Genomic DNA, 26,953 nt, shown 5'->3' on the forward strand with positions numbered 1-26,953 from the left:
GCCAGGCCCGAAACCACCATTTCACTGACGCCGTTGCCGTGGGGGAGGGTGGGGCTACTGGTAGGTGGGGGTGGCGGGAATGGGTTTGCCCTCGGCGACGGCGTCCGCGACGGCCGTTGCCTCGGCTGCGCGGTATTCCTCGCCGTAGACGGCGCCTGCGCGGCGCGGGGCTTCCATCACCGACGCGTCGGCGGTGCCGCCGAGGTCGATCGGGACGAAGCCCGCGTCGGTGATCAACCCGGCGACGATGCTCTTGGCCTCGGCGTCGTCACCGCACAGCCATTGCACGACACGGTCGTCGCCGGTTCTGGTCGCCGTCTGCGCCTGGAATGCGGCGGTGAGAGTGTTGAACGACTTGGTGTAGCGCGCGCCCGTCATCCGCTCGGCGTTGAATTGGGCGGCGGTGCGCCCTTCCGGTGGCTGCGGCGCGCCGAACTGGTTGGTGGTATCGATGACGATCTTGCCTGCCAGCGAACCCAGCTGCGGTAAGGCTTCGGGCAGCACCGGCCACGGCACCGAGATCACCACCACCTCGCCGAATGCGACCGCTTCCGCTGGCGTCCCGACCGTGACCGCCAGCCCGATCGAGGCGGCGAGAGCCCTCAGCGTCTCCTGGTCGCGGCTGAACGCGAGCATGAGCTCATGCCCGGCTCCGGCCAGTTGGCGGGCGATCCCGCCGCCGATGTGTCCCGCACCGATGATGCCGACCTTCATCTTGCTCCAATCATCTTGCGTAGCTGTACTTTTCCCGTTGCAGACTCTGCCATCCGCGGCGGCTCGCCGCGTTCCCATGCGTGACACCCGAGCAGGTTTTCGCTGCAGGCTGACACAATCGATCCCATGACCTCACTGGAAGGCAAGGCCAAGGCATTTCTCGAGCTGCATCGCCCCGGCGATCCCGCCGTCTTTCCGACGGTGTGGGACGCGTGGTCGGCAAACCTCGCGGTGGCCGCGGGTTTCTCGGCACTGACCCTCGGCAGCCATCCGGTCGCGGACTCGATCGGCCGCAGCGACAACGAGGGGATGACCTTCGCTGAGCTGCTGACCCGGGTCCGTCAGATCACCGAGGTCGTCGAGGTGCCGGTGTCGGTCGATATCGAATCCGGCTACGGGCTCGAGCCCGCCCAGCTCATCGAGGGGCTGCTGGAGGCGGGCGCGATCGGCCTCAATATCGAGGACACCGTGCACAGCGAGGACGGTCGGCTGCGCGGCGCCGAGGAGCACGCGGCCTTCGTGCACGGTCTGCGTCAGTACGCCGACGCGGCAGGTGTGCACGTGGTCGTCAACGCCCGCACCGACATGTTCCTGCGCGCGGACGGCGACGAATCCGATCGCCTCGACCGCGCCATCGCACGACTGAAGCTGGCCGCCGAGGCGGGCGCCGACGTGCTGTTCCCCGTCGGCCGCCACTCCGACACGGACCTGCGTCGCCTGACGAGCGAACTGCCGCTCCCGGTCAGCGTGGTTGCGGTGCCTGGCGAGTCCGACAAGGCGGTGTTCGCGGCCCAGGGCGTCGCCCGCATAAGCTTCGGGCCCTTCCTGCAGTTCGCGCTCGCCGCTGAGGCGAACCGGCTACTCGACCGCTGGAAGTAGACCGCCCTGACCAGGTCGGCGACGGTCTCGAGGACGTCGCCGCTCTCGGTCGGGGCGTGCTCTACCCGCCTCGTCACCGTGCGCGACCGTCTGTTCGGCAGCGCTGGACCGGCTGACCTCGAATACGCAAGAGCCTCCGACCTTCGCGAGAAGGTCGGAGGCTCTTGCCCGTAGTTGTCGCTACGCCTCGGTTTTCGGCTCCACATAGCGTGGGTAGACCGCCTCCGGTGCGGGCAGCGGGACACCGGCCTCGATCGGCGTGGCGATGTCGGCGAAGGTGCGGTTCTGCTGTGCGAGCAGGTCGAGGATCTTGCCCGCCGAACCGGGCATCACCGGCTGCACCAGGATGGCGACGATGCGCAGCACCTCGAGCGTCACGTACAGCACCGTGGCCTCGCGAGCGAGGTCTTCCTCGGTGCCGGACTTGGCCAGCGTCCACGGCGCCTGGGCCGAGAAGTACTTATTGGCCTCGCCGAGGGTCAGCCAGATCGCTTCCAGCGCCAAATGCATTTGCTGGGCATCGAATTCGATGCGGCTGCGGTCCAGCAGGCCATTGGCCCTGTCGAGCAGGGCGCGGTCGTCGTCGGTGAACTCACCCGGGGTCGGCACCGCGCTGTCGCAGTCCCGCGCCACCATCTTCAGGCTGCGCTGCACCAGGTTGCCGAATTCATTGGCGAGGTCGCTGTTGATCCGGCCGACGATCGCGTCGTGGCTATAGCTGCCGTCCTGGCCGTAGGAGATTTCGCGCAGCAGGAAGAAGCGCACCGCGTCGAGCCCGAAGGCGTCGACCAGGGCGAGCGGGTCGACGACATTGCCGACCGACTTGGACATCTTCTCGCCCTTGTTGTACAGGAACCCGTGCACGAAAACGCGTTTCGGCAGTGCGACGCCCGCCGACATCAGGAACGCGGGCCAGTACACCGTGTGGAAGCGGGAGATGTCCTTGCCGATGATGTGCACGTCGGCCGGCCAGAACTGCTGGAACGCGGCGGATTCCGTGTCCGGGAAGCCGACGCCGGTGATGTAGTTGGTCAGCGCGTCCACCCACACGTACATCACGTGATCGGGATGTCCCGGGACCGGAACGCCCCAGTCGAAGGTGGTCCGGGAGATCGACAGATCCTTCAGGCCGGCCTTCACATAGCTGACGATCTCGTTGCGCCGGGTCGCGGGCGCGATGAATTCGGGATGCTCCTCGTAGAGCGCGAGCAGCTTGTCCTGGTAGTCCGACAGCCGGAAGAAGTAGTTCGATTCCTCGGTCCACTCGACCGGCGTCTTCGACTCGGTGGAGATTCGCGTGCCGTCCTCCAGCAGCGTGGTCTCTTCGTCGGTGTAGAACGCCTCGTCGCGCACCGAGTACCAGCCGGAGTAGGTGCCGAGATAGATGTCGCCATTGGCGAGCATCCGCTCCCACAGCGCGATGCTGGCGACCTGATGATCCGCGTCGGTGGTGCGGATGAACCGGTCGAAGGAGATGTCGAGCGCCTTGTCCAGCGCTTCGAACACGTCCGAGTTGCGCGCCGCGAGTTCCTCCACCGGGATGCCCTCGGCGATCGCGGTCTGCTGCACCTTCTGACCGTGCTCGTCGGTGCCGGTCATGAAGAACACGTCGTACCCGTCGAGCCGCTTGAACCGGGCCATGGCGTCCGCCGAGATGTACTCGTAGGCGTGCCCGATATGCGGCGCACCGTTCGGGTACGCGATGGCCGTTGTGACATAGAAGGCGGGGCGTTCGGCTGCGCTCATGGTGTGTCTACTGTAATGCGCGTGGTTTCCAACCCTCACGCGAATATCCCCGGACGCGGCGCGGCTGCGCTCTTGTCCGCAGGCGCCGTTTCTCGTGGCACCGTGATCCGGTCTGCCGAGACGTGCAGATGAGCGACAAGCGCCCGGCTCCCGCGCTACCGGAACCCCTTGCCCCCCTGGTGGATGCGCACACCCACCTCGATGCCTGCGGCGCGACCGATGCCGCGTCGACGGCCGTTATCGTGGACCGCGCGGCATCGGTCGGTGTGGGACAGGTGGTGACCGTCGCCGACGATCTCGCCGCCGCACAGTGGGCCGTGCAGGCCGCGAATCGGGATGCGCGGGTGTACGCCGCCGTCGCACTGCATCCGACCCGGGCGAATGCGCTCGACGATGCGGCGAAGGCCGAGTTGGAGCGGCTGGCCGCCGATCGGCGGGTTGTCGCGATCGGCGAGACCGGACTCGATTACTACTGGCCGGGCAAGCTCGACGGGTGCGCCGATATCGAGACGCAGATCGAAGGCTTCCGCTGGCATATCGACCTGGCGAAGCGCCTGGGTAAGCCGCTGATGATCCACAATCGCGAGGCCGACCACGACCTGCTGACGGTATTGCTCGACGAGGGCGCGCCGGAGACGGTGATCTTCCATTGCTTCTCCTCCGATACCAATATGGCGCTGGCCTGCGTGGCCGAGGGCTACATCCTCAGCTTTTCCGGAACCGTGAGCTTCAAGAACGCGCACGAATTGCGGGAAGCCGCCAAGGTGGTGCCCGATGATCAGATTCTGGTGGAGACGGACGCGCCATATCTGACTCCGCACCCGTTCCGTGGTGCGCCGAACGAACCGTATTGCCTGCCGTACACGGTGCGGGCGCTCGCGGAGCTGCGTGCGCAGGATGCGGCGGAGTTCGCGAAGATCACCACCGCTAACGCGCGTCGTATCTACGGCATCTGAGCCACGGTCGCGTTAAGACCCCTGACAGGCTCGCTGTGTCCTAGGTCACTGTCATGGGTGTGTTTTGTGATCTACCTGCGGTCGCGATATCAATTCGTGATCGCCGAAGTCCCCGCTACGCATTCCCCGGTTGTCGACCCCTGACCTCTTCGTTATCGTACTGTGACCATGTCCCCATTCACGAGGATCAACCAGTCTCGCTCGCCGATGCTGTACGCGGCGGTGGCGGCGCTGCTCGTGACGCTGATCGTCGGCGCCGCGATGGCGATCGTGAACCGCAAGACGGTGACGGTGGTCGTCGACGGTCAAATGTCGACGCAGAACACCATGTCGCGCAATGTCGGCGGTGTGCTGAAGGCCGCCGGATTCGATGTGAACGATCGGGACCTCGTTCAGCCCGCACTGGCCGCGACCATCGCCGACGGCGCGACGATCAAGTTGAACCGGGCGCGGGAAATCACGCTGTCGGTGGACGGCACACCGCAAAAGGTGTGGTCCACCGGATTGACGGCGGGCGATGTCCTCGAGCAGCTGCGCCTGCCCGCCGACACTTTCGTTTCCCCGGCGCGCAAGGAAAGACTGCCACTGGAGGGTGCGGCGCTGAATGTGTTCAGCCCGCGCTCGGTGTCGCTGCTCGACGGCTTCGGGCAGCCGGTCGATGTTCGGCTCGCCGCGCCGACGGTCGGTGAATTCCTCACCGCCGCAGGCATTCCGCTGATTCAGCAGGACTCCGTCGAGCCCGCCGCGAACACGGCCTTGACCGATGGCCTGCGCGTCGTGGTGACTCGCAAGCGGATCGAAAACCGCACGGAGACGCTGCCGTTGGATCCGCCGGAGAACGTCATCGAAGACCCGACGATGAACATGAGCCGCACCGTGGTGGAGACGCCGGGTGCGCCAGGGGTGCAGGACGTCACCTTCGCGGTCACCATGGTGAACGGCAAGGAAGAGGGCAGGCAGCCGATCGCCTCGAATATCACGGTGACCGCGCAGCCCAAGACCGTCCGCAAGGGCGCCAAGCCGGGCACCGAGGTGCCGCCGGTGCGCGATGGTGCGATCTGGGACGCGCTTGCTCGTTGTGAATCGACCGGTAACTGGGCGATCAATACCGGCAACGGTTATTTCGGTGGCATTCAGTTCGATCAAAGCACCTGGGAACGGCAGGGCGGCTTGAAGTATGCGCCGCGGGCCGATATGGCGACCAGGGAAGAGCAGATCGCTATTGCTGAAATCACCCGTGGTCGTCAGGGTTGGGGTGCTTGGCCCGCATGCACCAGCCGCCTCGGCATCGGGGGCTGATCAGGCATTTCGCGTATTCGGGCCACACGAGTCGGGTGCTGCGAGGTTGCTGTCTGCTCCTGCGTTGGGTGCCGGGTCGAGTTTTTCGGGGGTGCCCCGGTGAATTGCCTATGTGCTTGCGAAATCAGTTTCCCGGTCACCGGAAAGGGCTCGCCGAGTAAGCGTTGCGTGCTCGGATTTCTACAGGATCTCTGTATCTTTATGGGATTGCTCAGTATTCGCCGCAGAGACTTTGGCGGTGGGGCGCCGAACTGTACACTCGTCCAAGTTTGGGGTGGTTGGGGTTGGCGAGATGAGTTGTTCGATGCGATTGCCGCGGACGTTCGGGCGGACCGTGATTGCCGCGGTGGTCACTGCTGGAGTTGCGCTAGGGGTGACGAGTGCGCCGGTGGGCGCGTCGAAACCGGGCGTGTTGATTTCCGCGGTCGCGCAGGCGGATGGTTGGCACGGAATGTCCGGCGGGTCGGTGATCGAGTACTGGATGCGCGGTTCCGACGGCACGCCGCGGCCGGCCAGCGGAGCACTCTTCGTTCCCTCGGGTGCGCCGCCCGCGGGAGGCTGGCCGGTGATGGCCTTCGACCACGGCACTACAGGGCTCGGTGCGGGCTGCGGGGGCCAGGCCGACCCCGCCGGAAGTCCGTTCCGGCGCGGCCGGACCAAACAAGACGAGATGATCCGGCGGACGGTCGAGAAGGGGTACGCCGTGGTGGCGCCCGACTATCTCGGACTCGGGCGGTTCGACACCGGGCCGCACCCGTACCTGGAAATCGGCACCGAGGCGACCGCCACCATCGACCTGGTTCGCGCGGCGCGCGCGGCGCGGCCCGAACTGTCGCGGACATGGGGTGTGATCGGCGCCTCCCAGGGCGGGCAGGCCGCGCTCGGCGCCGGACACCTGCAGGTGAGCTACGCCCCCGACCTCGACTTCCGCGGCGCCATCGCGATCGACCCCGAGTCCGACGTCGAAAAGTTGCTCCCGCTGACCGGGCCCGGCATCCCGGCGATTCCGAACACCGAAGAATGGATGAGCTTCTATGTGAGCATCCTGGCCGGGCTACGCGCGGCGCGTCCCGATATCGATGTCGACGGATACCTGACCCCACTCGGCCGGTCCGTCCTCGATGACATCGGTACCGAATGCTCCGGCAAAATCATCGAGCGCGTGCGGGGTCTCGGCGTCGGCGACCTGCTGGCCCGTCCGCTGTCGGACGAGCGGATGCGCGCTGCTCTCGACGCTTACATGACCGTGCCGACCAGCGGCTACGACGCGCCGATCCTGTTGCTGCTCAATGCGACCGACACCGTCGTCCCCTCCCCGCTGCACGCCGCGCTCGTCGCCCAGTTCGTAGCCAATCGCGTCGACTTCCGGGCCGTGGTCGGTACCAGAAAACATACTCAGCTCAACCAGCAGATGTTGACCGCGCTCGACGAATTCCTCGCGCGCATCTTCGCGGTGCCGTCTCAGCCCTGATGTCACCGGTCCGTGGCGAGGACCGCTGATCGGGCTGGTGCGCTGTTGTGTCGGTGGTGCGCTGATGTGCGGGAGGCGCGTTGTTGCCGGACCGGTTGCGTCGAGGCAAGAGGTCGGCTCGGCGCCGGAGTTGGTAGGTTCTTCCAGTGTCCGAACCCGATATTTCCGCTCGTGGGAGCGCTGCCCTGCTCGGGCCCGCCGAGGTGCGGGCGCTGGCCGAGCGGCTCGGTGTGCGGCCGACCAAGCAGCTCGGGCAGAACTTCGTGCACGACGCGAACACGGTGCGGCGCATCGTCGCGGCGGCGGGCGTCGGGCGCGGGGACACGGTGCTCGAGGTCGGGCCCGGTCTCGGGTCGCTGACGTTGGCGTTGCTGGATGTGGTGGCTTCGGTGGTGGCGGTCGAGATCGATCCGGTGCTCGCCGAACACCTGCCGGTGACGGTCGCGGATCGGGCCCCGGAGTTGGCCGGACACTTGGAGGTCGTCGCGGCCGACGCGCTGCGGATCACCGCGCAGGACCTGCCCGCGGTGCCGACCGCCCTGGTCGCGAATCTGCCGTACAACGTGGCTGTGCCCGTGCTGCTGCATTTGCTCGCCGAATTGCCGAGCATCACCACGTCATTGGTGATGGTGCAGGCCGAGGTGGCCGATCGGCTTGCCGCCGAACCCGGCAACCGCACCTACGGCGTGCCGAGCGTCAAGGCAGGTTTCTTCGGCGCTGTGCGCCGCGCGGGCGCGGTCGGCACCCAGGTCTTCTGGCCGGTGCCGCGCGTCGATTCGGGTCTGGTGCGGGTCGAGCGCTACCGCGAAGCGCCGTGGCCGATGGACCAAGCACACCGCCGTCGCGTGTTCACCGTGATCGACGCGGCATTCGCCCAGCGCCGCAAGACCCTCCGCGCGGCACTCGCCGGCTGGGCGGGATCACCGGCCGAAGCCGAACGCCGCCTCGTCGCCGCGGGCATCGACCCCACCGCGCGCGGGGAAACCCTGGACACCGCGGCCTTCGTCCGCCTCGCGAATCAGCCGTAGCCCGGACCCCGTCGGCACCGATAACCGCGCGGAGTCGAATGGCGGTCGCGCACAGTACGGATAGCCGCCATTCGACTCACCCCGATGAATCGTGGCGCTACTGTCGGACCTCGAGCCACACCCGTCGGCGTCCGATCAGAGCGGTTGTTGCCGCTACTGCGGGGTGAGTGAGGGTGACCGGTTGTGTGCGCAGGCCGCGTAGCACTGGACTCTGGATGCGTTGTGGCGCACCGGTCGGAGTCAAGTCGGGCAATACGGCGCATGATCTCCTCGATTGCGGCGGTGGCTGCTCTGCGGGCGAGGGCATTGCCGATGCGGGTGTCAGCGGAAGGAGCGCAGGCGCAGGCTGTTGCTGACGACGAAGACGCTGGACAGGGCCATGGCGGCGCCTGCGAGCATGGGGTTGAGGAGCCCGGCAGCGGCGAGGGGGACGGCGGCAACGTTGTATCCGAAGGCCCAGAACAGGTTTCCCTTGATGGTGCGCAGGGTGGCGCGGGAGAGGCGGATGGCCGCGCCGACGGTGCGGAGGTCACCTCGGACGAGGGTGATATCGCCTGTTTCGATGGCGAGGTCGGTGCCGGTGCCCATGGCCAGACCGAGGTCGGCTGCGGCGAGCGCGGCGGCATCGTTGACGCCGTCGCCGACCATTGCCACGACTCTGCCCGAATCCTGTAGTCGCCGTATTGCTTCCAGCTTCTCGTTCGGCAGTACTTCGGCGAGCACCTCGTCGATGCCCACCCGGTCGGCGACGGTACGTGCGACGGCGGCGTTGTCGCCGGTGAGCAGCATGGGAGACATTCCGAGGCGGCGTAGTTCGGTAATGGCCTCGGCGCTGGTCGGTTTGATCGCGTCGGCGACAACGAGCACGCCGCGCGCCGCACCGTCCCACGCGACAGCGATCGCGGTATTGCCCGCGTTCTCGGCCGCGGCTTTGGCCGCGGCCAGCGGTGTGGGCAGTGCGATCGACCACTCTTCCAGCAGGGCGCTGCGGCCGACCAGCACCGCGCGTCCGTCGACGACGCCCTGCACACCCTTGCCGCCATGGTTGCTGAACTGCTGCACGGTCGGTACCGCCAGTCCGCGTTCGGCCGCGGCGGCGACGACCGCGTGCGCCACCGGATGCTCGGACCCGTACTCCACCGCCGCGGCGATGGTCAGCAGCTCGTCCGCGGACACGTCACTGCCGGCGAGCGGGCCGCCCTCGGCCGGGGTCTCGTCTCCGGAGCAGATCATGCCCGCTGCGTCGGCGCCGTTCGTTGTGACGATGTCCGCCAACGTCATTTGCCCGGTTGTCACCGTGCCGGTCTTGTCGAGTACGACCGTGTCGATCCGGCGTGTCGATTCCAGTACCTGCGGGCCCTTGATCAGGATGCCGAGTTGAGCGCCGCGCCCGGTGCCGACCAGGAGTGCGGTGGGCGTGGCCAGGCCGAGCGCGCAGGGGCAGGCGATGATCAGCACCGCCACGGCCGCGCCGCACGCCACTGTGGTCGACGCCCCGGTGGCCAGCCACAATGCCAGCGTGAGCGCCGAAATGACAAAGACGATCGGGACGAAAATGCTCGCGACTCGATCGGCGAGTCGTTGTACCGGCGCCTTGCTGTTCTGGGCCTCTTCGACCAGTGCGACCATCTGCGCCAGTTGGGTATCGGCGCCGATTCGGGTGGCGCGCACGGTCAGTAGCCCGCCCACGTTCACCGTCGCGCCGATGACGACATCGCCTTGGCCGACGTCGACGGGGAGCGATTCCCCGGTCAGCAGGCTCAGATCGAGGGCCGAATTGCCCTCGACCACTACACCGTCCGTGGCGACCTTCTCGCCGGGGCGGACCAGGAACAGCTCACCAACGCGCAATTCGGCAACCGGAACCCGGATTTCGCCGTCGCCGCGCAGCACGGAAACGTCCTTCGCCCCGAGTTCGAGCAGCGCTCGGAGCGCGGCGCCTGCCCGATCCTTGGCCCGGGTTTCCAGATATCGCCCGGCCAGGATGAAGACGATCACCCCGGCGGCGACCTCGAAGTACACGTTGGACGCCGCATCGGCCCGCTCGATGCCCAGGCTGAACGAGTGCTTCATGCCGGGCATTCCGGCGTGGCCGAAGAACAGCGCGTACACCGACCAGCCGAAGGCGGCGAGGGTGCCGACCGAGATCAGGGTGTCCATAGTCGCGGCGCCGTGCCTGGCATTGCTGAGCGCCGCCCGATGGAAATCGGCGCCGCCCCAGAACACCACGGGCCCGGCGAGCGAGAGCGAAAGCCATTGCCAGTTATCGAATTGCAGCGCGGGGATCATAGCCATCGCGACCACCGGCAGCGCGAGCCCTGCGCTGATCAGCAGTCGTTGTCGAAGTCGATCGAGCGCTGAGGGCCTTTCATCGGACCGGTCGGTTTCCGATGCGGGGGGTGCGGGAATATGCGCGGTATAACCCGCGGTGTGTACCTGCTCGACCAGCTGTTCCGGCGAAACGGATTGTGGATAACTAACTTTTGCCTTTTCCGTCGCGAAATTGACGGTGGCCGTGACGCCCTCGATCTTTCCGAGCCGCTTCTCGATCCGCGCGGCACAGGAAGCGCAGGTCATCCCGCCGATCTCCAGCTCGATCGAGCGCAGGTCGGCGGGCGTGGCCATCAGCGACCGCCACCCGGATGCGAGTGGCCACCGGATGTGGATGGCACTGTGGATGATTCGACCTCGACCGTGAACTCCGCGGTGTGGACGGATCCGCCGTGTGAGAAGTCTAGATACAGCCGATACGCGCCCGCGCTCGGGGCCTGCGCATGGAAGGACACCTCGGGACCCGCGGGTGTGCGGCCGACCTCGCCCTGCGGGTGTACATGCAGGTAGGCGAGGTCGCTGGCGCGTAGGGCGACCAGGTGTGCGTATGCGCCGAGATACGGCTCCAGATCGGACACTGGAACGCCGTCGCGCGCGACGGCGAAGCGCAGTTCGCTGCCCGCGGTACCGAGATCGCCTGCCGATGTCACCTGATATCCGTCCACCGTCGCGCTCCGTGCCGGTGGGGGAAGTGGTTGCGGCACGGCCGCTCCCGAGACGGTGATGGTGCGGCTGAGCACTAGATCGCCTGGTCCGGCTGCACCGTCTTCCGGTACGAAGTCGGCGAATACGCGATACGTGCCCGGGGCCGCCCAACTCCACTCGATCGACCAGGTGCCCGTGGCGTCCATGGTCGGATGCGCGTGCCGATACCCGGTCGTGTCGGATCGGACGACGATCAGATGCAGCTTCTTGTCGTGTCGGGTGGTGAATCGGGTCACCGGAGCCCCGTCGGGCCCGGTGATCCGGAACCGTAGTGAACCGGCCTGGTTCGGTTCCGTCGGAGCGGTCACATCGGCCATGGCATAACCGGATTGCGCGTCCGACAGCCCGGTGGCCGCATCCCGGCCGGTGTGCGGCATCGCGCTGTGGTCCGGCGCCTGCTCGGCCGGACCGCCCACCAGGGCCCCGATTCCGAGCGCGACGCCGAACAGCGCGACGAGCCCGCCCCCGACCGCGGCGAACTTCAGCCGGTCCCGCATCAGACGGCGACCGCGTAGCCCGCCTCGTCCACGGCGGCGACGATATCGGCATCGATGAGCTGGGTGGTGCTGTCGACCTTGACCGCGCCGGTGGCGAGATCAACGTCGACACTGGTCACGCCGTCGATCTTGCCGATCTCCTCGCGGACCGAGTTGACGCAGTGCCCGCAGGTCATCCCCGTAACGGTGTAAGTGGTGGTGGCCATGTCCGACTCCTTCGCTCGTGATTGATCATACGGACCCGGGGTATCCCCGACATGAATGAACATACCCCCCAAGGGTATTGCGTGCAAGTGGTGACCGATCGGCCGCGCCGGTGGCGTCGTCAGGTAGTCGTTTGCGTCGTGCTCATAGTTCCCGTGGCCATGGCGTCGTGCTGATGAACGCTGGAATTCGGGCACGGGGCTCGGCTATCGCCGTGCTATCGATGCCTGCCGCGTGCCGGCCTTCGCCGGCGCGGCGCCCGGCCAGCTGTGCATGGCCCATTCGGCGACTTGCTCTAGCTGGGCCGATGCGGCTCCATCACGCGCGGCCTGGGACATGCCCTGCATGACTGTGCCGATGTAGCGGGCGAGCATGGCCGCGTCGGTGTCCGCGGGCAGGACGCCGGCGTCGATATCGGCCTGGATGCGGGCGGTGAAGACCTCGACGTTCCGGTTGCGCATGCCGCGCAGCAGTGCGGCGATCTCGGCGCTGGTGGTGTTCAGTCCGGCGCTCATCACCAGGCAGCCGTGCGGGCAGTCGGGCCGCGCGTACTCCGTCGCCGCCTCGCGCAGGATGCGCCGCATCGTTGCCTCGGCGGTCGGTTCTTCGGCGAGTGCGCGCGCGACGAATCCGCCGTAACGGCTGGCGAAGGCCGCCACCACCTCGTTGAACAGCGTGGCCTTGTCGCCGAAGGCGGCGTACAGGCTCGGCGCTCCGATGCCCATCGCGGCGGTCAGGTCGCCGATCGACGTCGCTTCGTATCCGCGGGCCCAGAACAGTCGCAGCGCCTGCTCCAGCGCCGCGTCGCGATCGAAGGAACGGGGTCGGCCCCGGGCGGGTGCGCTCATGGAAATCATTCTATAGCGATCGCTAGAAAATATGCTACGTTCGTTCTGTAGCGATCACTAGAGAAAGGAACTCGCGTCATGGGTGCACTCACGGGCAAGACGGCACTGGTCACCGGCGGCAGCCGAGGCATCGGCCGCGCCATCGCCGAACGGCTGGGACGGGACGGTGCGCGGGTTGCCGTGCACTACAACGGGAACGAAGAAGCGGCCAAGGAGGCCGTCGCGGCGATCGAAGCGGCGGGCGGCTCCGCGTTCGCGATCCGGGCCGAGCTCGGTGTGCCCGGCGACGCCGCGGCATTGTGGGCGGCGTTCGACGCGCACGCCGACGGCGTGGACATCATTGTCAACAACGCGGGTGTCGGCGATGTCCGCACGCCCATCGGCGACACTGACGAAGCCGCCTTCGACCGCGTTTTCGCGGTCAACGCCAAGGCGCCGTTCTTCGTCACGAAGCACGGCCTCGAGCGACTGCGCGACGGCGGCCGCATCATCAACACCTCCACCGGGCTCACCCACGGCTTCGCGATGCCCCAGCTGATCGCCTACACGATGAGCAAGGGCGCGATCGACGTCTTCACCGCCAACCTGGCCAAGCAGCTCGGCGCCCGCGGCATCACTGTGAACGCCGTTGCGCCGGGCATCATCGACACCGATATGAACGCGGCCTGGTTGCGCAACGACCAGGCCGAGGCGATGGTGGCCGACTACTCCCCGCTGAAGCGAGTCGGGCAGCCCGCCGATATCGCGGATGTGGTGGCGTTCCTCGCCTCGGACGACTCGCGCTGGGTCACCGGTCAATGGATCGATGCCACCGGAGGCGCCCTCTTGTAACCGAATGACTCACATCCGGTGAATGACTCATCGCGAGCCGCGCACCTGTCGTAGGCACCTACTAGGCGGCTGCCTCGCCTTCGCTCGGCCCGGCGCAGGTTGGGACGGACGTTGTCCGGCTGCGCCCACTAAGCTTGACCACCGTGTTGTCAGTTGTGCCCAGCCCGGTCATCGTGCGCGCCCCGTCCAAGGTGAATCTCCATCTCGGCGTCGGCGACCTGCGCGCGGACGGCTATCACGATCTGACCACGGTGTTCCAAGCTCTATCGCTGAGCGACGACCTGGAGATCTCGCCGTCGGCCTCGCTCATGGTGCGGGTCGCCGGCGAGGGTGCGGCAGATGTGCCGACCGACCGCACCAACCTGGTGTGGAAGGCGGCGGTCCGGCTCGCGCACCTGGCCGGCCGGGCCCCGCTGGTGGAAATCGCCATCAGCAAAGGCATTCCGGTGGCAGGCGGGATGGCGGGCGGCAGCGCGGACGCCGCGGCCGCGTTGGTCGGCTTGAACGAGCTATGGGATCTCGGACTCACCCGCGACGAATTATCCGAGGTCGCAGCCGAACTGGGCAGTGATGTCCCCTTCGCGCTGCACGGCGGCACCGCGCTGGGCACCGGCCGCGGCGAGCGGCTGCTTCCGGTGTTGTCCCGCAATACCTTTCACTGGGTGCTCGCACTGGCCAAGGGCGGGCTGTCCACCCCCGCGGTATTCGGTGAACTCGATCGCCTGCGTGAGCACGGCGCCCCGCCTCGGCTCGGCGAGCCGCAACAGCTGATGCAGGCGTTGGCCTCCGGCGACCCGAACCAGCTCGCGCCACTGCTCGGAAATGACATGCAAGCCGCGGCGCTCTCGCTGAAACCCGAGCTGCGCCGCACCCTGCGCGCGGGCGTCACCGCGGGCGCACTGGCCGGCCTGGTCTCCGGCTCCGGCCCCACCTGCGCCTTCCTTTGCGACAGTGAGGAATCCGCCGTGGCGGTCGCCGCCGAACTCGCGGGCGCCGGTGTCTGCCGCAGTGTTCGTACCGCGAGCGGCCCGGTCCCCGGCGCTCGTATCTTGAACGGCGAGGGCCAGGGCAAGCGCTGAAGACTCGCGACTAGCCGATGACGTCGGCGAGGCGGTCGACCTGGTCGGCGTCGCCGCCGTAGCAGTAGAGCATCACTTCGTCGGCGCCGAGGTCGTCGAATTGTTTGATGGCGGCACGGATTTCGTCGGGTGTGGTGAGCATTCCGGCGACCATGTAGTCGGCCCGGCCACTGAATTCGTAGTAGGCGCCCATGGCGGCGCGGGCTTCCTCGACCAGCTCGGGCGCGCCGAGCGCGACATTGACCTGGGCGACGATGCGGGGCTCACCCGCGCGGCCGTGCTCGGTCCACGAGCGGCGGGCCGTATCGAAGAGGCCACCGGCCCAGGACGGCGCCGCGGCGGCGAGGAAGCCGCCGCCCCAGCGGCCGACGCGGTCGATGGCGGCGGGCTGGAAACCGCCGAAGAGCACCTCGGGGCCTTCGGGGTGCAGTGGCGCGGGACCGACCGGGCCGCAGTCGGCGCCGTAGGCCTGGCCGGACCACAGGCGGCGCATGATCTCCATCTGCTCGTCCAGGCGGCGGCCGCGGGTGCGGATGTCGGTGCAGGAGGCGATGTGATCGTCCTCGCGACCGCCGACGCCGAGACCGAGGACGAGGCGGCCGCCGGACATGCGGTCGAGGGTGGCGGCCTGTTTGGCGAGCAGAGTCGGCTCACGCAACGGTGCGATCAGCACCTCGGTCTGCACTTTGATGCGGTTGGTCGCGCCTGCGAGCATGCCGAGTGCGACGAGGGGTTCGGGGTTGTCGTATACGAGCCGGTCGAGCAGGCCGAGCGTGGAGAAGGGGCCCGCGTCGGCGCGGCGGGCCCAGTCGAGCAGGGCGGCGGGATCGGAAATGGGCAGGCCGAGACCGATATGCATGAGAAACTCCAGGTAGGGGTAGTTGAACCGTGCCGCCCCTCGCACCTCTAGTAGAGGTGGGGCTCCCATTCTGCGGCTGTACTTCGAGAGCGCCATTCGGACTAACATTGTTCGTAACGAACGTTGTTCGCTACAGCTACTGTAAACGAACGCCGTTCGTTCCGCAACCTGTGCGCGGCGTCGACTGGAGCGCGGCCATGGCCATGGCCGGATCGTCGCATCGGTGACTGCCGGACGGGTATCGGGCGAGCGCCCTATAGGGAGCAGGGCTTTTCGCCCGCCCACTTGTATGGCCTGAGTAGGCCAAGAGCCCGAACAGTACGCTTGCTCCGGGGCGAGCACTCCGCCCGCGCATTACTCGGAAGGATCTATGTCCAACCTGATCAACCTCGAACAGGTCTCCAAGAGCTTCGGGATCACCCCGCTCCTGGACACCGTGTCGCTCGGCGTGCACGCGGGCGAGCGGATCGGTGTCGTCGGCCTCAACGGCGGCGGCAAGACCACCCTGTTGGAGGTGCTGACCGGACTCGAGCCACCCGACAGTGGCCGGGTGAGCCGAGTCGGCGGTCTGCGTATCGCGGTCGTGACCCAGCGCGGCGTGCTGCCCCCTGGTGCGACGGTCGGTTCCGTGGTGCTGGCCGGTCTTGCCGACGACGCGATGACCGACGATGTCGCCGAACACGAATGGGCCGCCAATCCGCGCATCCGCTCGGTGATGGAGGGCATCGGGATCGCCGGGCTCGGCCTGGAGACCTCGATCGACAACCTGTCCGGTGGCGAGCGCCGCCGAGTCGCCCTGGCCGCCGCGCTGGTCCGCGATCTCGATCTGCTCGTGCTCGACGAGCCGACCAACCATCTCGACGTCGAGGGCGTGCAGTGGTTGGCCGAGCATCTGCTCAACCGCCGCAGCGCGCTGGTGGTCGTGACGCACGATCGCTGGTTCCTCGACACCGTCGCCACCAATACCTGGGAGGTCGTCGGCGGCAAGGTCGAAAGCTATGAGGGCGGCTACGGCGACTGGATCTTCGCCCGCGCCGAGCGCGCACGGCAGGCCGACGCCTCCGAAGCGCGACGCAGCAATCTGGCCCGCAAGGAATTGGCCTGGCTGCGGCGCGGTGCGAAGGCGCGCACCTCCAAACCGCGCTACCGGGTGGAGGCGGCCGAGGCGCTGATCGCCGATGTGCCGCCGCCGCGCGACAGCGTCTCGCTGGCCGCGTTCGCCAGAAAACGTCTCGGACGCGTCGTCGTCGAGCTGGAAGACACCACCCTCACCACCCCGGACGGCCGGGAGTTGGTGCGCGACTTGACCTGGCGTCTCGCGCCGGGGGAGCGGGTCGGCCTCGTCGGCGTGAACGGATCCGGCAAGACGACCCTGCTGCGCACCCTGGCCGGGGACACGGAACCGGCCGCCGGCAAGCGCATTCAAGGCCAGACGGTGCAGATCGGCTGGCTGCGTCAGGAACTCGACGATCTGCCGACCGATATGCGCGTGCTGGAAGCCGTGCAACAGGTCGCGCAGCGAATCATGCTCGGCGACAAGGAGATCTCCGCGGGCCAGTTGGCCGAACGGCTCGGCTTCACCCCGGCTCGCCAGCGCACGCCGGTCGGGGATCTGTCCGGTGGCGAGCGGCGCAGGCTGCAGCTGACCCGCATCCTGATGGCCGAGCCCAACGTGCTGCTGCTCGACGAGCCGACCAACGACCTGGACATCGACACCCTGCAGCAGCTGGAGGACCTGCTCGACAACTGGGCAGGCACCCTGGTCGTCATCAGCCACGATCGCTACCTGATCGAGCGCATCTGCGACTCCACCTGGGCGCTGTTCGGCGACGGCAAACTCACCAACCTGCCCGGCGGCATCGACGAGTACCTGAAGAAGCGCGCAGCGCAGGGTGATGTCGCGATTCGCTCGGGCGCCTCCGACATGAAGTCCGCACCCGTGACCGACGCGGCGGCTCTGCGCGCCGCGCGCAAGGAACTCTCCAAGCTCGAGCGGGCCATCGAGAAGTTCGACGAACGCGAGCAGCGACTACACACCGCGTTGGCCGAGGCCGCGACGGACCCGGGCAAGCTGCTCGAGCTCGGCGCGGAACTCAAGCAGGTGGTCACGGAAAAGGAAGCCGCCGAAGAGCGTTGGATGGAACTGGCCGAAGGCGTCTGAGCGCGGGCTAGCTGGTGCCTGCGGCGCGGCCATCCTGGACGACAACCGGTAGGCAGGTCTGTACGAAGTCGGCGCCGAATCCGGTGAGTGCGATGCTGCGGTAGTGCACTTTGGTACCGAATCCGGACCGTTTGAGTACCTCACGCACGGGGGACTGTGCTTCGAGGAGCTGGTAGCGATTCGGGTTGCCGACCGGTTCCTTGACGAACTCGATCAGGCCGAGCCTGCGCAGGTTGGGCAGGTATTGCTGAATGCGGTTCGGGAAGCGCAGTCCCGCGTGCTCGCCGATCAGGTTGAGGCCGTACATGATTCGTTCGGCGCCGAGGCCGCGTGGGCGGCCGGTGCGAATATCGATCGAGGGCTGCGGCCCGTCGAGGTGCAGGAAGCGCAGGATGCGCGCCTCGTCGGGGGTCAGGTCCGCCAACATCCTGGCGAAGGCCGGATGGCTGTCGCTGTGCTCCCCCTGCGTGCTCGCCGACAACCGAAGCAGCGCGGCGCCTTGCTCACGCAAGGTGGGCAGTGCGGCGGGGTCGGGCGGCTCCGGCGTGGCAGGCAGGCCCAGCGCTCGGCGCACCGCGTCGCGCACTTCGGCTTCTGCCTCGGCGAGGACCTCCCGTGGTGGCGCACCGGCGATGCTGCCGCGCACGACTGTCGCGCCGACGCCGAGTGCGGTGTCGAAACTCCACGTGGCGACCTCGGTGGCGGCGGTCACCGCGACCCGCGCGACGCCGGTCGCCGCGCGCACGGTCTTGCGCACACCGGATTGTCTTCCGCGTGTTGGCGATTCGTCGGCAAACTGGATTTCGGTGACGGGCCGTCGCGCGATCTCCTTCGACGGCGCAGCCGGTTCTAGAGGCTCGACGGCCTGTATATCGTCGCCATCGCCACCGGGTTCCCTCACCACCATGCTGTTGCCACTCCTGTCCCGAAGATCAGGATATGAGCGTATCCGGCAAACAGGCCGAGCACACCGCCATGGAGGAAAAGCAGCCATTCGTCCTGTTTGATCGCCGATCGCAGCATGTCGACCAGATCGGTGGGCGATAGAGCGGACATTTGCTTGGCGATGTACTCGTTGATCTGCTTGCCCTGCCGGACGTTGAACTCCGGATCGGCGAACGCGATCGGGGCGATGTTCATGGCCTCCGCGGTGAGCGTCGACTGCAGCGCGTCGTACTCCCGGCTGCCGAGCACGAATTTGACCGCCGACTTCGCCGGTCCGAGCGCCCGGTCGGCGGCCGGGCGCAGGGTGTCCTCCAGCATCTGCATCGTGCGGTCCGAGCGCGGACCGTTGAGGAGTTCGTCGCCGATGTTGGCGACAGTCATGACCTGGCTGGAGACCAATTCCGCGTAGCCCGCGGTGATTTCGGACTGCCGCTTGATCAGCAGGCCTTGCCGCCACGGGCACCACCACTTCGGGTAGGCGGGCGCGAAGATCATATTGATGCCGACCCAGTTGACCACCCAGCCGATGACGACGCCGCCGATCGGCAGCACCGCGAGGGTGGACCACCCGGTCACGTGCAGGATCGCGACGAGCACGGCGCCCATCGGCGCGCCGAAGTAGAAGCCGAAGTTGATCATGAACCGCAGCTCTTTGGCGCCGAGCACCTGGAACAGCTGATTGAGCAGCTGCGGTCGTGCCTGGAAATAGCGGATGACCATCTGTTTCACATCGAGCAGCTGATCGATATTCGCGCCGAGTTCGTCGGTGAGGTTACGCAGGATTTCGGGCAGTTGCTGACGGACCCGGTCGTGCACCATGTCGCGCACCTGGGTCGGCAGGTTGTACCAGAACTGTGGATGTTCGCGGCGCAAGATTTCCTCGACGATGTCGTGGATTTGCGTTTCCGCGATAGTGGTCAAATGTTCGGCGAGGGCGTCCGGCTCTATCTCTCGATAGAAGTCGGCGACGCTGCCCAGTTTCGCGAGCCCTTTGTCGACGGCAATGCTCGCCATCTTGTCCGCACGTGACGGCACGATGCCCTGCCAGCCGATTCGGCCGTCGTAGCTCAGCAGCGGCAGTACCTGAATTCGCTTGGGCAGGTACGGGTATAACGCACGCAGTCCGGGTAATCGGATGCCGTGAAAGGCGATAGGACGGAACAGCATCAGGACACCGGTCCAGTTGGTGATGTAGCCGATGATGCCGGTGAAGAGCGGAATCGTAATCAGTTCCAGCGCAATGGTTGGGTGGAACACACTCTCTAACACGACACCCTCCTGCCGATATACCGGTGATCGCCGCTTCACCGGGAACTCAAAGTAGCACCCTGTCGGCGACTGGACCCTACTGTGAGGTGCGGAATGGAGCCAACATTCAGTGTGGCGGGCCACACTGGATTGTCTGAGACATCAGTCACAGTGTGTGTCCAGAATGTCGTACTGTCCATCCGGAGCGGAGACAATGACGACCAACCACATCCCACTCGCCACAGGTACGGGTGCTTGGGGTTCGCGTCGGTGCGGGGGCCGGTCGTGAGCGGCGAGTTGTGAGCGGAAGCCACACGGCTGGCGAGTTGGGCATACCTGGAAGGCTGTCGGGCAATAATCTGTGGGCGTATTCGTTCACTAGGCAATACATCGGAGTAGGACGTGGCAGACGACAGGACCGGACAGGACATGGCCCGGGCCGGTTCCCGCGCGGTCGAGCGCAGCTCGGATGTCGAACAGCGGCAGATCAGCAATGAGGCACGGCTGATCCGCGGCGTGTTCCGGGCGGCAGGGCTGGCCGCGGGCACCGTGGTGCGCGGCAGTCAGTGGGCGGTGAACACCTCCTATGAGATGACCAAGGAGATCACCCAGGCCGCGCTGGACGGTGAGTCCTCGGCCGACATCGCCGAGCGAACCGGCAATGCTCTGCGGTCCATCGCGCGCAGCGCGCTCGGCGTCACCGAGGGCTCGGTGCGCGAAATCGTCAGCTACGTACCGACTTCCAACGGCCCGGCCGCGCAGCAGGCGATCGGCCTCGGCGCGCCGCTGCATTCGGCCTCCATCGAGGACTTGCGTCGCCGCGGTGACGCGCTGCTGGCCCGCTCGGCGGATGTCTACTTCTCCGAGGACGTCCATCCGGCCTACGACCGCATTCTCGACGAGCTGGCTCCGGACGAGGCGCGCATTCTGCGCTTCATGGCGTTGAACGGCCCGCAGCCCTCGGTCGATGTGCGGACCAATCGGCCGCTCGGGATCGGCTCGGAGCTGGTGACCGGTGATCTGACCTCGGTGCCGGAGCAGGCGGGCGTCCGCTACCCCGATCGGTCGCGCACCTATCTGATCAACCTCAACCGGCTCGGGCTGACGCTGACCTCGGACGACCCGGTGGTGCTCAGCCGCTACATGGTGCTGGAAGTGCAGCCCGAGGTCGAAGCGGCGCTGAAGAAAGCGGGCCGGGCGCCGAAGATCGTGCGCAAGAGTCTGCGGCTGACCGAGTTCGGCGAGGACTTCTGCCGCACCTGCTTCACGATCGGAAGTTGATCTTCGGCGCCGACGACCTTCCGAATCGGGCGGCGCGGTCATAGCAATCTGATACAAATCCCGCAAATCCCGCAGTACGGCGGCTTCGAATGGGATTGTTTGAGGTATGGATCAGGATGCGGTGTCCGCCATCAGCCGGTTGAAGTTCCGATACCTGCGCGCCCTCGACACCAAGTCGTGGGAAGAATTCGCCGACACCATGGTGCCGGAGGCAACCGCGACCTACAGCGAATACCTGCAGTTCGAGTCCCGCGACGCCTTCCTCGCCTTCATGCGCAACACACTCGGTCCGCATGTCATCACCGAGCACAGATGCGACCATCCGGAGATCGATGTCGATGGTGGCACCGCGACGGGCACTTGGTACCTCGCCGACACCGTGCTTATTCCGGCGCACAATATGCTGCTGCGCGGCGCGGCGTTCTACACCGATAATTATGTGCTCTGCGATGACGGCAACTGGCGCATATCGCACACCGGCTACGAGCGCACCTACGAGGTGGTCCTCTCGCTGAGCGACCTCCCGAGCCTGCGCCTGACCTCGAGCCGCTGGGGTCTCATCGCGCGGGAGGACGGCAGCTTTACCTCGGTCGAACGTGAGCCGGGAGCCGTCGGCACTACCCCGATCGAACGTGAGCCGGAAGCCGTCGGCACTACCCCGATCGAACGCGAGCCGGAAGCCGGGTGACGCGGCGACCGCTCAGTCGGCGGCGGCGACCAGCGGTTCCAGTGTGAGACTCGGCAGTTCCTTCTCGATGTACTGCAGCCGCCACTTGTCGCTGAACAAAGCAAGCAGCGCGCCGTCGCTGCGGGTGAAGACCTCCACCCCGCGCTGACGGCTCAGCTCGGGCCACGACTCGGCGTCGGTGCGCCGCGCCAAGGTGTAGGCCAGGTTCTCCATCCTGGTCTCGACATTGAATTCCGCCATCATCCTCGCGGTGACCACCTCGAACTGCATCGGGCCGACGGCCGCGAGCACGGGGGAGGCGTCGCCGCGGATGTCGTTGCGCAGCACCTGCACCACGCCCTCGGAGTCGAGCTGGTCGATGGCCTTGCGGAACTGCTTGTACTTGCCCGCGCTCTGCGCGCGCAGTACCGCGAAGTGTTCCGGCGCGAACGACGGGATCGGCGGGAACTCCACCTTCCTGTCCACGAACAGCGTGTGTCCCGGCGCCAGCGCGGTCGCGTTGACCAAGCCGACCACGTCGCCGGGGTAGGCGGTGTCGACAGTGGAACGTTCGCGACCGAACACGGTCAGCGCGTACTTGGTCGCGAAGGGCCTGCCGGTCTGCGCGTGCGTGACCACCATGCCGCGCTCGAACTCGCCCGAGACGATCCGCATGAATGCCAGCCGGTCGCGGTGTGCCGCGTCCATGCCTGCCTGCACCTTGAACACCACCGCACTGAACGGGTCGGTGGTGTTGCGCGCCGTGCCCGACAGATCGGGGCGCGGGCCGGGCGCGGGCGCCAGCGCCACCAGTGCCTCCAGCAGCTGCCGGACACCGAAGTTCAGCATCGCCGAGGCATAGATGACCGGCGAGGTCTGACCGGCGAGGAACAGTTCCTGATCGTGGTCCTGTCCGGTGGCCGAGAGCAATTCGCTCTCCTCGGCGGCGGTGGTCCAGGCTTCGCCCTCGCGCGCTTCGGCGGATTCCGGTGTCAGCGATTCCTCCGGCGCGATGGTCGCGCCGCCCGCGGTGCGGGTGAAGTGGATGTATTCGACCGCGGCGCCGTCGGGACCGCGGCGCAGCAGGCCGCGGAAGTCGCCCGCGATGCCGACGGGCAGGAACAGCGGGGTCGGCGTGAGGCCGATCCGTTCGTGGATCTCGTCGAGCAGCTCCAGCGGCGCCTGGCCCGGCCGGTCCCACTTGTTGATGACGGTGATCACCGGGATGCCGCGGTGGCGGCACACCTGGAAGAGCTTCAGCGTCTGCGGTTCCAGGCCCTTCGCGGCGTCGATGAGCATGACCGCGGCGTCGACGGCGGTGAGCACCCGGTAGGTGTCCTCCGAGAAGTCGGAGTGACCGGGGGTGTCGACCAGGTTGATCACGCTGTCGACATCGGAGCCCGCAGCACGGTAATTGAACTGCAGCGCGGTCGAAGAGACCGAGATGCCGCGGGCTTTCTCCATCTCCATCCAGTCCGAGACCGTCGAGCGGCGTCCGGCCTTGCCGTGGATCGCGCCCGCTTCGGAGATCATCTTGGCGTGCAGTGCGAGCGCCTCGGTGAGCGTCGACTTGCCCGCGTCGGGGTGGGAGATCACCGCGAAGGTGCGGCGCCGGGCAACCTCGGCGGGCAGCCCGCGCGGCGTGGGCGCGACGACACCCTCAGTGGAGGCGGTCAACTTCAACACCCTTTCGCAGACGTCCGATCGGCAACCGCTCCAGCGTACGCGACCGGTATGACCATTGCTCGACGCACGGTAACCACCCGATTCACCTCGCGCATGACCACTGCGCTATGGTGTTCGGGTTGTCTCGGCGAGGGTGACCGCAGACCTTTGCGCTCACCGTGATCGACGCGGCTCGGCTTCCGGCCGTCCTCGTTCGGTCTTCGCCCGACGAGTTGACCAACTTAGAGCCAGGGCGGAAACAGTCCCTGGTGAGCACTGTTGACCAAGCCCGGAAGAGCCGTAGGGAGTAGATCCAGTCATGTCCGACGCCAACGTTCTCGAAGCCGCCGTTCGTACGGAGTTCGGCAAGGGCGCCGCCCGCCGCACCCGTCGTTCCGGCAACGTCCCCGCCGTGCTGTACGGCCACGCCGCCGACCCGCAGCACCTTTCCCTCAACGCACGCGACTTCGCCGCCATCCTGCGCGAGCACGGCACCAACGCGCTGCTGAACCTCGTCATCGACGGCAAGAAGCAGCTCGCGCTGACCAAATCCGTTGTCGTGCACCCGATTCGCCGTTACATCGAGCACGCCGACCTGCTGATCATCAAGCGCGGCGAGCGCGTCACCGCCGATGTGCAGATCGTGCTGACCGGCGAGGCGGCCTCCGCCACCCTGATCACCCAGGAGAGCACCACCCTCTCCATCGAGGCCGACGCCACCAAGCTCCCCGAGGCCATCGAGGTGTCGATCGAAGGCATCGAGGCGGGCACCCAGATCACCGCCGGTGGCATCGAGCTGCCGAGCGGGGTCACCCTGGCCGGCGATCCGGAAGCCCTGATCGTCAACATCATCGCCGCCCCGGCCTCCGCGCAGGAGACCGAGGAAGCCGCCGCGGCCGCCGCCGAGGGTGTCGTCGAGAGCGCCGAGTAAGAACTCCAACGGGTCGGTTACTTCATGACCGAATCCACGACCGGGCCCGCGCTCGTAGTCGGACTGGGTAATCCAGGTCCCGAATACGAGCGCACCCGGCACAATGTCGGCTTCATGGTCGCCGACGTGCTCGCGGAGCGCGTCGGCGGCCGTTTTGCCGTGCACAAGAAGTCGGGCGCGGATCTACTGCAGGCCCGCCTCGACGGCCGTCAGGTGCTGATCGCCAAACCGCGATCGTTCATGAACCTGTCCGGTCGCCCGGTCGCCGCACTGGCCCGCTTCTTCTCCGTGCCGCTCACCGAGGTGATCGTCATCCACGACGAACTCGATCTCCCCTTCGGCGCCGTGCGACTCAAGCGCGGCGGCGGCGAGGGCGGCCACAATGGTCTTCGGTCCGTGTCCAGCGCTCTGACCACGAAGGACTACCTGCGGGTTCGGTTCGGCATCGGCCGTCCGCCCGGTCGTCAGGATCCGGCGGACTATGTGCTCAAACCGTTCTCGGCCCCCGAGCGCAAGGAAGTGCCGGTGATCGTCGAGCAGACCGCCGACGCGGTCGAGCTGCTGCTGCGCGTCGGGCTGGAGACAGCACAGAACCAGCTGCACTGAGTTCGCTCGATTCGGCACCAATTCCCTACGGGTACAAGGTATGCCGCATGGTCAGCCGGGAAAGCGATAGCGGGCCCGGGTGTAGTACTCGCCCTTGCCGAACGCCAGTACTTTGGCGTGGGCGATTCCGAAGACGAACGCTGCGTGACCCTCACCATCATCGAATCCGCCGTCCAGCACGACGGCCGTGGCGGAATTTCGTCGCTGCGCCGAGCGGGCGGATGTTCAGCGCAGGTGCACGGCGGTGGCGGCGCGGCGGAGTTTGCCCGAGGAGGTCTTGGGAAGCGCGCCGGGACCGAGGACCGCGACGGTGCGGGGACGGGAGCCGACCTCGGTGAAGACCGCGTGCACGATCTCGCGCTCGATGCGTTTGACCTCGTCGGCGTTCTGGTGGTCGTTGCTCTCCACCACCACCGCGAAGCTTTCGCGTTTCTCACCGGCGTCGAGACGGACTGCGACCGCATTGCCCGGCCGGACGCCGGTGACGCGCATCGCGGCGCGTTCGATGTCGGTGGGGTAGATATTGCGGCCGCCCATGATGATGACGTCCTTGATGCGGCCGCAGACCACGACAAGACCCTCTTCGGTGAAGTAGCCGATGTCGCCGGTGTCGAGCCAGCCCTCGTCGTCCTGCGCGGAGCGGAAGCCGTTGACGGTGATGTAGCCGGCCGTCACCGCCGGGCCGCGCAATTCGATGACGCCCACCGATCGGGTCGGCAGTGGCTGGCGTTCGGGGTCGACCACCCGGCCCGCCAGGTTGTCGACCAGGTAGCCCAGCGTCGGCAGTCTGCGGACATTGCCATGGTGCCCATGGGCGTCGTGTACCGGCACCGCCTTGCCGAGCGCCTCGAGCAGGTCGGCGTCGACAATATCGAGCACCTGGCCGTGGCCCGGGTCCGGGACCGAGACTGCCAGGGTGGTCTCGGCCATGCCGTAGACCGGGGTCAGTGCCATCGGGTTGAGCCCGAAGCGTTGACCGGCCGCGGCGAGCGCGTCCATGGTGTCGGGATCGACCGGCTCCGCACCGTTCCACATGTAGCGGACGCTGCTGAGATCCAGCGATCCCGCCTCCGCCTGCTTCAGTCGGCGGGCCAGCAGGGAGTAGGCGAAATTCGGTGCCGCCGTGACGGTGCCGCGGTATTTGTCGATCAACTCGGCCCAGATCAAGGGGCGCATCAGGAAGTCCAGCGGCGTCACGCACACCACCTCGGCGCCGAATTGCATCGGGACGCTGAGGAATCCGACCATGCCCATGTCGTGGAACAGGGGCAGCCAGCTGATCATCACATCGTCGTCGAGCTGGAACTTCACCCGATCGAACATGGCGTACGCGTTGACGAAGAAGTTGGCGTGCGTGATCTGCACGGCTTTGGGCGATCCGGTCGACCCGGAAGTCAACTGCTGCAACGCGATATCGGATTCGGTGGTCGGCACCGGATCGGTGTCCTCGCCGTTGTGCAGCTGATCGATGCGCACCACCGTGATGCCGCGCTCACGCAGCAGCGGCTCCGCGGCCTCGAAGGGAGCGCCGAGCACCACGGCCCGCGCCTCGATCATGGTCAGCACGGTCTCGGTGTCGCGAGCCCAGATCACCAGATCGGTGCGCGGGGTCGGCTGGTGCAGCATGGTGATCGACGCGCCCCGCATCCAGATGGCCTGGCATGCGGGCGCGATATCGACAGGCAGACCGGCGAGCACGCCGACGGCATCGCCGCGGCCGATCCCGGCCTCGGCGAGCCCACCCGCCATGCGACGCGCGATCTGATGGATTTCGCCCCAGGTCTGCCGCCGCGGGGCGTCGGGTTCTCCGGTGACAAGCCCGTGCGTGGAGGTGTCGGCCGTCGCGTACATCTCGTCGGTGAACCTGCTCAACGTGCAACTCCCTCATCACGAACGCAGTGGCCGGATCCGCGTCGCCCGAGCGCACCGCAGGCCGCTTTCCCGGCCTCTCTCAACTATCCCGCCATTTCGGCCCGGCGTTAACCCCCACTTTTCGATTCGC

The 26,953-nt window shown here is 67.1% G+C and carries 24 protein-coding genes; 12 read left to right on the top strand and 12 right to left on the bottom strand.

The window, feature by feature from the left end; genetic code table 11:
* Positions 1-54: 54 nt before the first annotated feature.
* A complete protein-coding gene (locus ACFU4Z_RS22975) occupies positions 55-714 on the bottom strand; it encodes an NADPH-dependent F420 reductase (RefSeq protein ID WP_379066251.1) in 660 nt (219 codons plus the stop codon).
* A 126-nt stretch (positions 715-840) separates the two neighbouring features.
* Here ACFU4Z_RS22975 and ACFU4Z_RS22980 point away from each other — a divergent pair, with 126 nt between their 5' ends.
* Positions 841-1,593, top strand: a complete 753-nt coding sequence (locus tag ACFU4Z_RS22980; RefSeq protein WP_379066253.1) for an isocitrate lyase/phosphoenolpyruvate mutase family protein — start codon at positions 841-843, stop codon at positions 1,591-1,593.
* Between the two features lie 180 nt (positions 1,594-1,773).
* Here the strand turns inward: ACFU4Z_RS22980 and metG are convergent, their stop codons facing one another.
* Complete coding sequence (gene metG / locus ACFU4Z_RS22985) at positions 1,774-3,378, bottom strand: methionine--tRNA ligase (protein WP_379066255.1); 1,605 nt, start codon at positions 3,376-3,378, stop codon at positions 1,774-1,776.
* 89 nt (positions 3,379-3,467) lie between these two features.
* Here metG and ACFU4Z_RS22990 point away from each other — a divergent pair, with 89 nt between their 5' ends.
* The 4 genes from ACFU4Z_RS22990 to rsmA all read left to right on the top strand — a co-directional run bounded on the left by ACFU4Z_RS22990 (position 3,468) and on the right by rsmA (position 8,093).
* Positions 3,468-4,295 (top strand): TatD family hydrolase, encoded by an 828-nt coding sequence (locus ACFU4Z_RS22990; RefSeq protein ID WP_379066257.1) that lies wholly within the window; start codon positions 3,468-3,470, stop codon positions 4,293-4,295.
* Between the two features lie 168 nt (positions 4,296-4,463).
* Positions 4,464-5,594 carry a transglycosylase family protein gene (locus tag ACFU4Z_RS22995; RefSeq protein ID WP_379066259.1) on the top strand — a complete coding sequence of 377 codons (1,131 nt, stop codon included), beginning with the start codon at positions 4,464-4,466 and terminating at the stop codon, positions 5,592-5,594.
* 304 nt (positions 5,595-5,898) lie between these two features.
* Positions 5,899-7,065: a lipase family protein gene (locus ACFU4Z_RS23000; RefSeq protein ID WP_379066261.1), complete on the top strand. Its 1,167-nt coding sequence runs from the start codon at positions 5,899-5,901 to the stop codon at positions 7,063-7,065.
* Between the two features lie 146 nt (positions 7,066-7,211).
* Positions 7,212-8,093, top strand: a complete 882-nt coding sequence (gene rsmA, locus ACFU4Z_RS23005) for a 16S rRNA (adenine(1518)-N(6)/adenine(1519)-N(6))-dimethyltransferase RsmA (RefSeq protein WP_379066263.1) — start codon at positions 7,212-7,214, stop codon at positions 8,091-8,093.
* Positions 8,094-8,414: 321 nt separating this feature from the next.
* On the opposite strand, the gene ACFU4Z_RS23010 is transcribed toward rsmA, so the two are convergent.
* The 4 genes from ACFU4Z_RS23010 to ACFU4Z_RS23025 form a co-directional block, all read right to left on the bottom strand.
* Positions 8,415-10,718 carry a heavy metal translocating P-type ATPase gene (locus tag ACFU4Z_RS23010; protein ID WP_379066265.1) on the bottom strand — a complete coding sequence of 768 codons (2,304 nt, stop codon included), beginning with the start codon at positions 10,716-10,718 and terminating at the stop codon, positions 8,415-8,417.
* Positions 10,718-11,626 carry a hypothetical protein gene (locus ACFU4Z_RS23015; protein ID WP_379066267.1) on the bottom strand — a complete coding sequence of 303 codons (909 nt, stop codon included), beginning with the start codon at positions 11,624-11,626 and terminating at the stop codon, positions 10,718-10,720. Before ACFU4Z_RS23015 ends, ACFU4Z_RS23010 begins: the two co-directional genes overlap by 1 nt.
* Entirely contained in the window at positions 11,626-11,832 is a 207-nt protein-coding gene (locus ACFU4Z_RS23020) for a heavy-metal-associated domain-containing protein (RefSeq protein WP_379066269.1), read from the bottom strand. The genes ACFU4Z_RS23015 and ACFU4Z_RS23020 overlap by 1 nt, the downstream gene beginning before the upstream one ends.
* A gap of 204 nt (positions 11,833-12,036) precedes the next feature.
* Positions 12,037-12,678, bottom strand: coding sequence for a TetR/AcrR family transcriptional regulator (locus ACFU4Z_RS23025; RefSeq protein WP_379066271.1), 642 nt, complete (start codon positions 12,676-12,678; stop codon positions 12,037-12,039).
* Positions 12,679-12,756: 78 nt separating this feature from the next.
* On the opposite strand from ACFU4Z_RS23025, the gene ACFU4Z_RS23030 reads away from it, so the two are divergent.
* Both ACFU4Z_RS23030 and ACFU4Z_RS23035 read left to right on the top strand, forming a co-directional pair.
* Positions 12,757-13,509, top strand: coding sequence for an SDR family oxidoreductase (locus ACFU4Z_RS23030; protein WP_379066273.1), 753 nt, complete (start codon positions 12,757-12,759; stop codon positions 13,507-13,509).
* Positions 13,510-13,652: 143 nt separating this feature from the next.
* The gene (locus tag ACFU4Z_RS23035; RefSeq protein ID WP_379066275.1) at positions 13,653-14,588 is read left to right on the top strand and encodes a 4-(cytidine 5'-diphospho)-2-C-methyl-D-erythritol kinase; all 936 of its coding nucleotides are present in this window, start codon (positions 13,653-13,655) and stop codon (positions 14,586-14,588) included.
* Positions 14,589-14,598: 10 nt separating this feature from the next.
* On the opposite strand, the gene ACFU4Z_RS23040 is transcribed toward ACFU4Z_RS23035, so the two are convergent.
* Positions 14,599-15,516: an LLM class flavin-dependent oxidoreductase gene (locus ACFU4Z_RS23040; RefSeq protein WP_379066277.1), complete on the bottom strand. Its 918-nt coding sequence runs from the start codon at positions 15,514-15,516 to the stop codon at positions 14,599-14,601.
* Between the two features lie 301 nt (positions 15,517-15,817).
* Between ACFU4Z_RS23040 and ACFU4Z_RS23045 the strand changes: the two genes are divergently transcribed.
* On the top strand, positions 15,818-17,608 hold the full coding sequence (locus ACFU4Z_RS23045) for an ABC-F family ATP-binding cassette domain-containing protein (RefSeq protein ID WP_379066279.1): 1,791 nt from the start codon (positions 15,818-15,820) through the stop codon (positions 17,606-17,608).
* 7 nt (positions 17,609-17,615) lie between these two features.
* Here ACFU4Z_RS23045 and ACFU4Z_RS23050 read toward each other — a convergent pair whose 3' ends face one another.
* Positions 17,616-18,515, bottom strand: a complete 900-nt coding sequence (locus tag ACFU4Z_RS23050) for an Abi-alpha family protein (protein ID WP_379066280.1) — start codon at positions 18,513-18,515, stop codon at positions 17,616-17,618.
* Positions 18,506-19,822 (bottom strand): hypothetical protein, encoded by a 1,317-nt coding sequence (locus ACFU4Z_RS23055; RefSeq protein ID WP_379066282.1) that lies wholly within the window; start codon positions 19,820-19,822, stop codon positions 18,506-18,508. Before ACFU4Z_RS23055 ends, ACFU4Z_RS23050 begins: the two co-directional genes overlap by 10 nt.
* 381 nt (positions 19,823-20,203) lie before the next feature.
* Between ACFU4Z_RS23055 and ACFU4Z_RS23060 the strand changes: the two genes are divergently transcribed.
* Together ACFU4Z_RS23060 and ACFU4Z_RS23065 are read left to right on the top strand one after the other, a co-directional pair.
* A complete protein-coding gene (locus tag ACFU4Z_RS23060) occupies positions 20,204-21,082 on the top strand; it encodes an Abi-alpha family protein (protein ID WP_379066284.1) in 879 nt (292 codons plus the stop codon).
* 106 nt (positions 21,083-21,188) lie between these two features.
* Positions 21,189-21,770: a nuclear transport factor 2 family protein gene (locus ACFU4Z_RS23065; protein WP_379066286.1), complete on the top strand. Its 582-nt coding sequence runs from the start codon at positions 21,189-21,191 to the stop codon at positions 21,768-21,770.
* Between the two features lie 12 nt (positions 21,771-21,782).
* On the opposite strand, the gene ACFU4Z_RS23070 is transcribed toward ACFU4Z_RS23065, so the two are convergent.
* Positions 21,783-23,426: a peptide chain release factor 3 gene (locus tag ACFU4Z_RS23070; RefSeq protein ID WP_379066289.1), complete on the bottom strand. Its 1,644-nt coding sequence runs from the start codon at positions 23,424-23,426 to the stop codon at positions 21,783-21,785.
* Positions 23,427-23,733: 307 nt separating this feature from the next.
* On the opposite strand from ACFU4Z_RS23070, the gene ACFU4Z_RS23075 reads away from it, so the two are divergent.
* Together ACFU4Z_RS23075 and pth are read left to right on the top strand one after the other, a co-directional pair.
* Positions 23,734-24,345 (top strand): 50S ribosomal protein L25/general stress protein Ctc, encoded by a 612-nt coding sequence (locus ACFU4Z_RS23075; protein ID WP_379066291.1) that lies wholly within the window; start codon positions 23,734-23,736, stop codon positions 24,343-24,345.
* A gap of 24 nt (positions 24,346-24,369) precedes the next feature.
* A complete protein-coding gene (gene pth, locus ACFU4Z_RS23080) occupies positions 24,370-24,951 on the top strand; it encodes an aminoacyl-tRNA hydrolase (protein ID WP_366526988.1) in 582 nt (193 codons plus the stop codon).
* Positions 24,952-25,002: 51 nt separating this feature from the next.
* On the opposite strand, the gene ACFU4Z_RS23085 is transcribed toward pth, so the two are convergent.
* Positions 25,003-25,131, bottom strand: coding sequence for a hypothetical protein (locus ACFU4Z_RS23085; RefSeq protein ID WP_379066294.1), 129 nt, complete (start codon positions 25,129-25,131; stop codon positions 25,003-25,005).
* A 45-nt stretch (positions 25,132-25,176) separates the two neighbouring features.
* Positions 25,177-26,823 (bottom strand): fatty acyl-AMP ligase, encoded by a 1,647-nt coding sequence (locus ACFU4Z_RS23090; RefSeq protein WP_379066296.1) that lies wholly within the window; start codon positions 26,821-26,823, stop codon positions 25,177-25,179.
* Positions 26,824-26,953 lie beyond the last annotated feature (130 nt).

The organism is Nocardia sp. NPDC057440 (genome assembly GCF_042802915.1).
In the GTDB taxonomy this organism is placed as follows: Bacteria; Actinomycetota; Actinomycetes; order Mycobacteriales; family Mycobacteriaceae; genus Nocardia.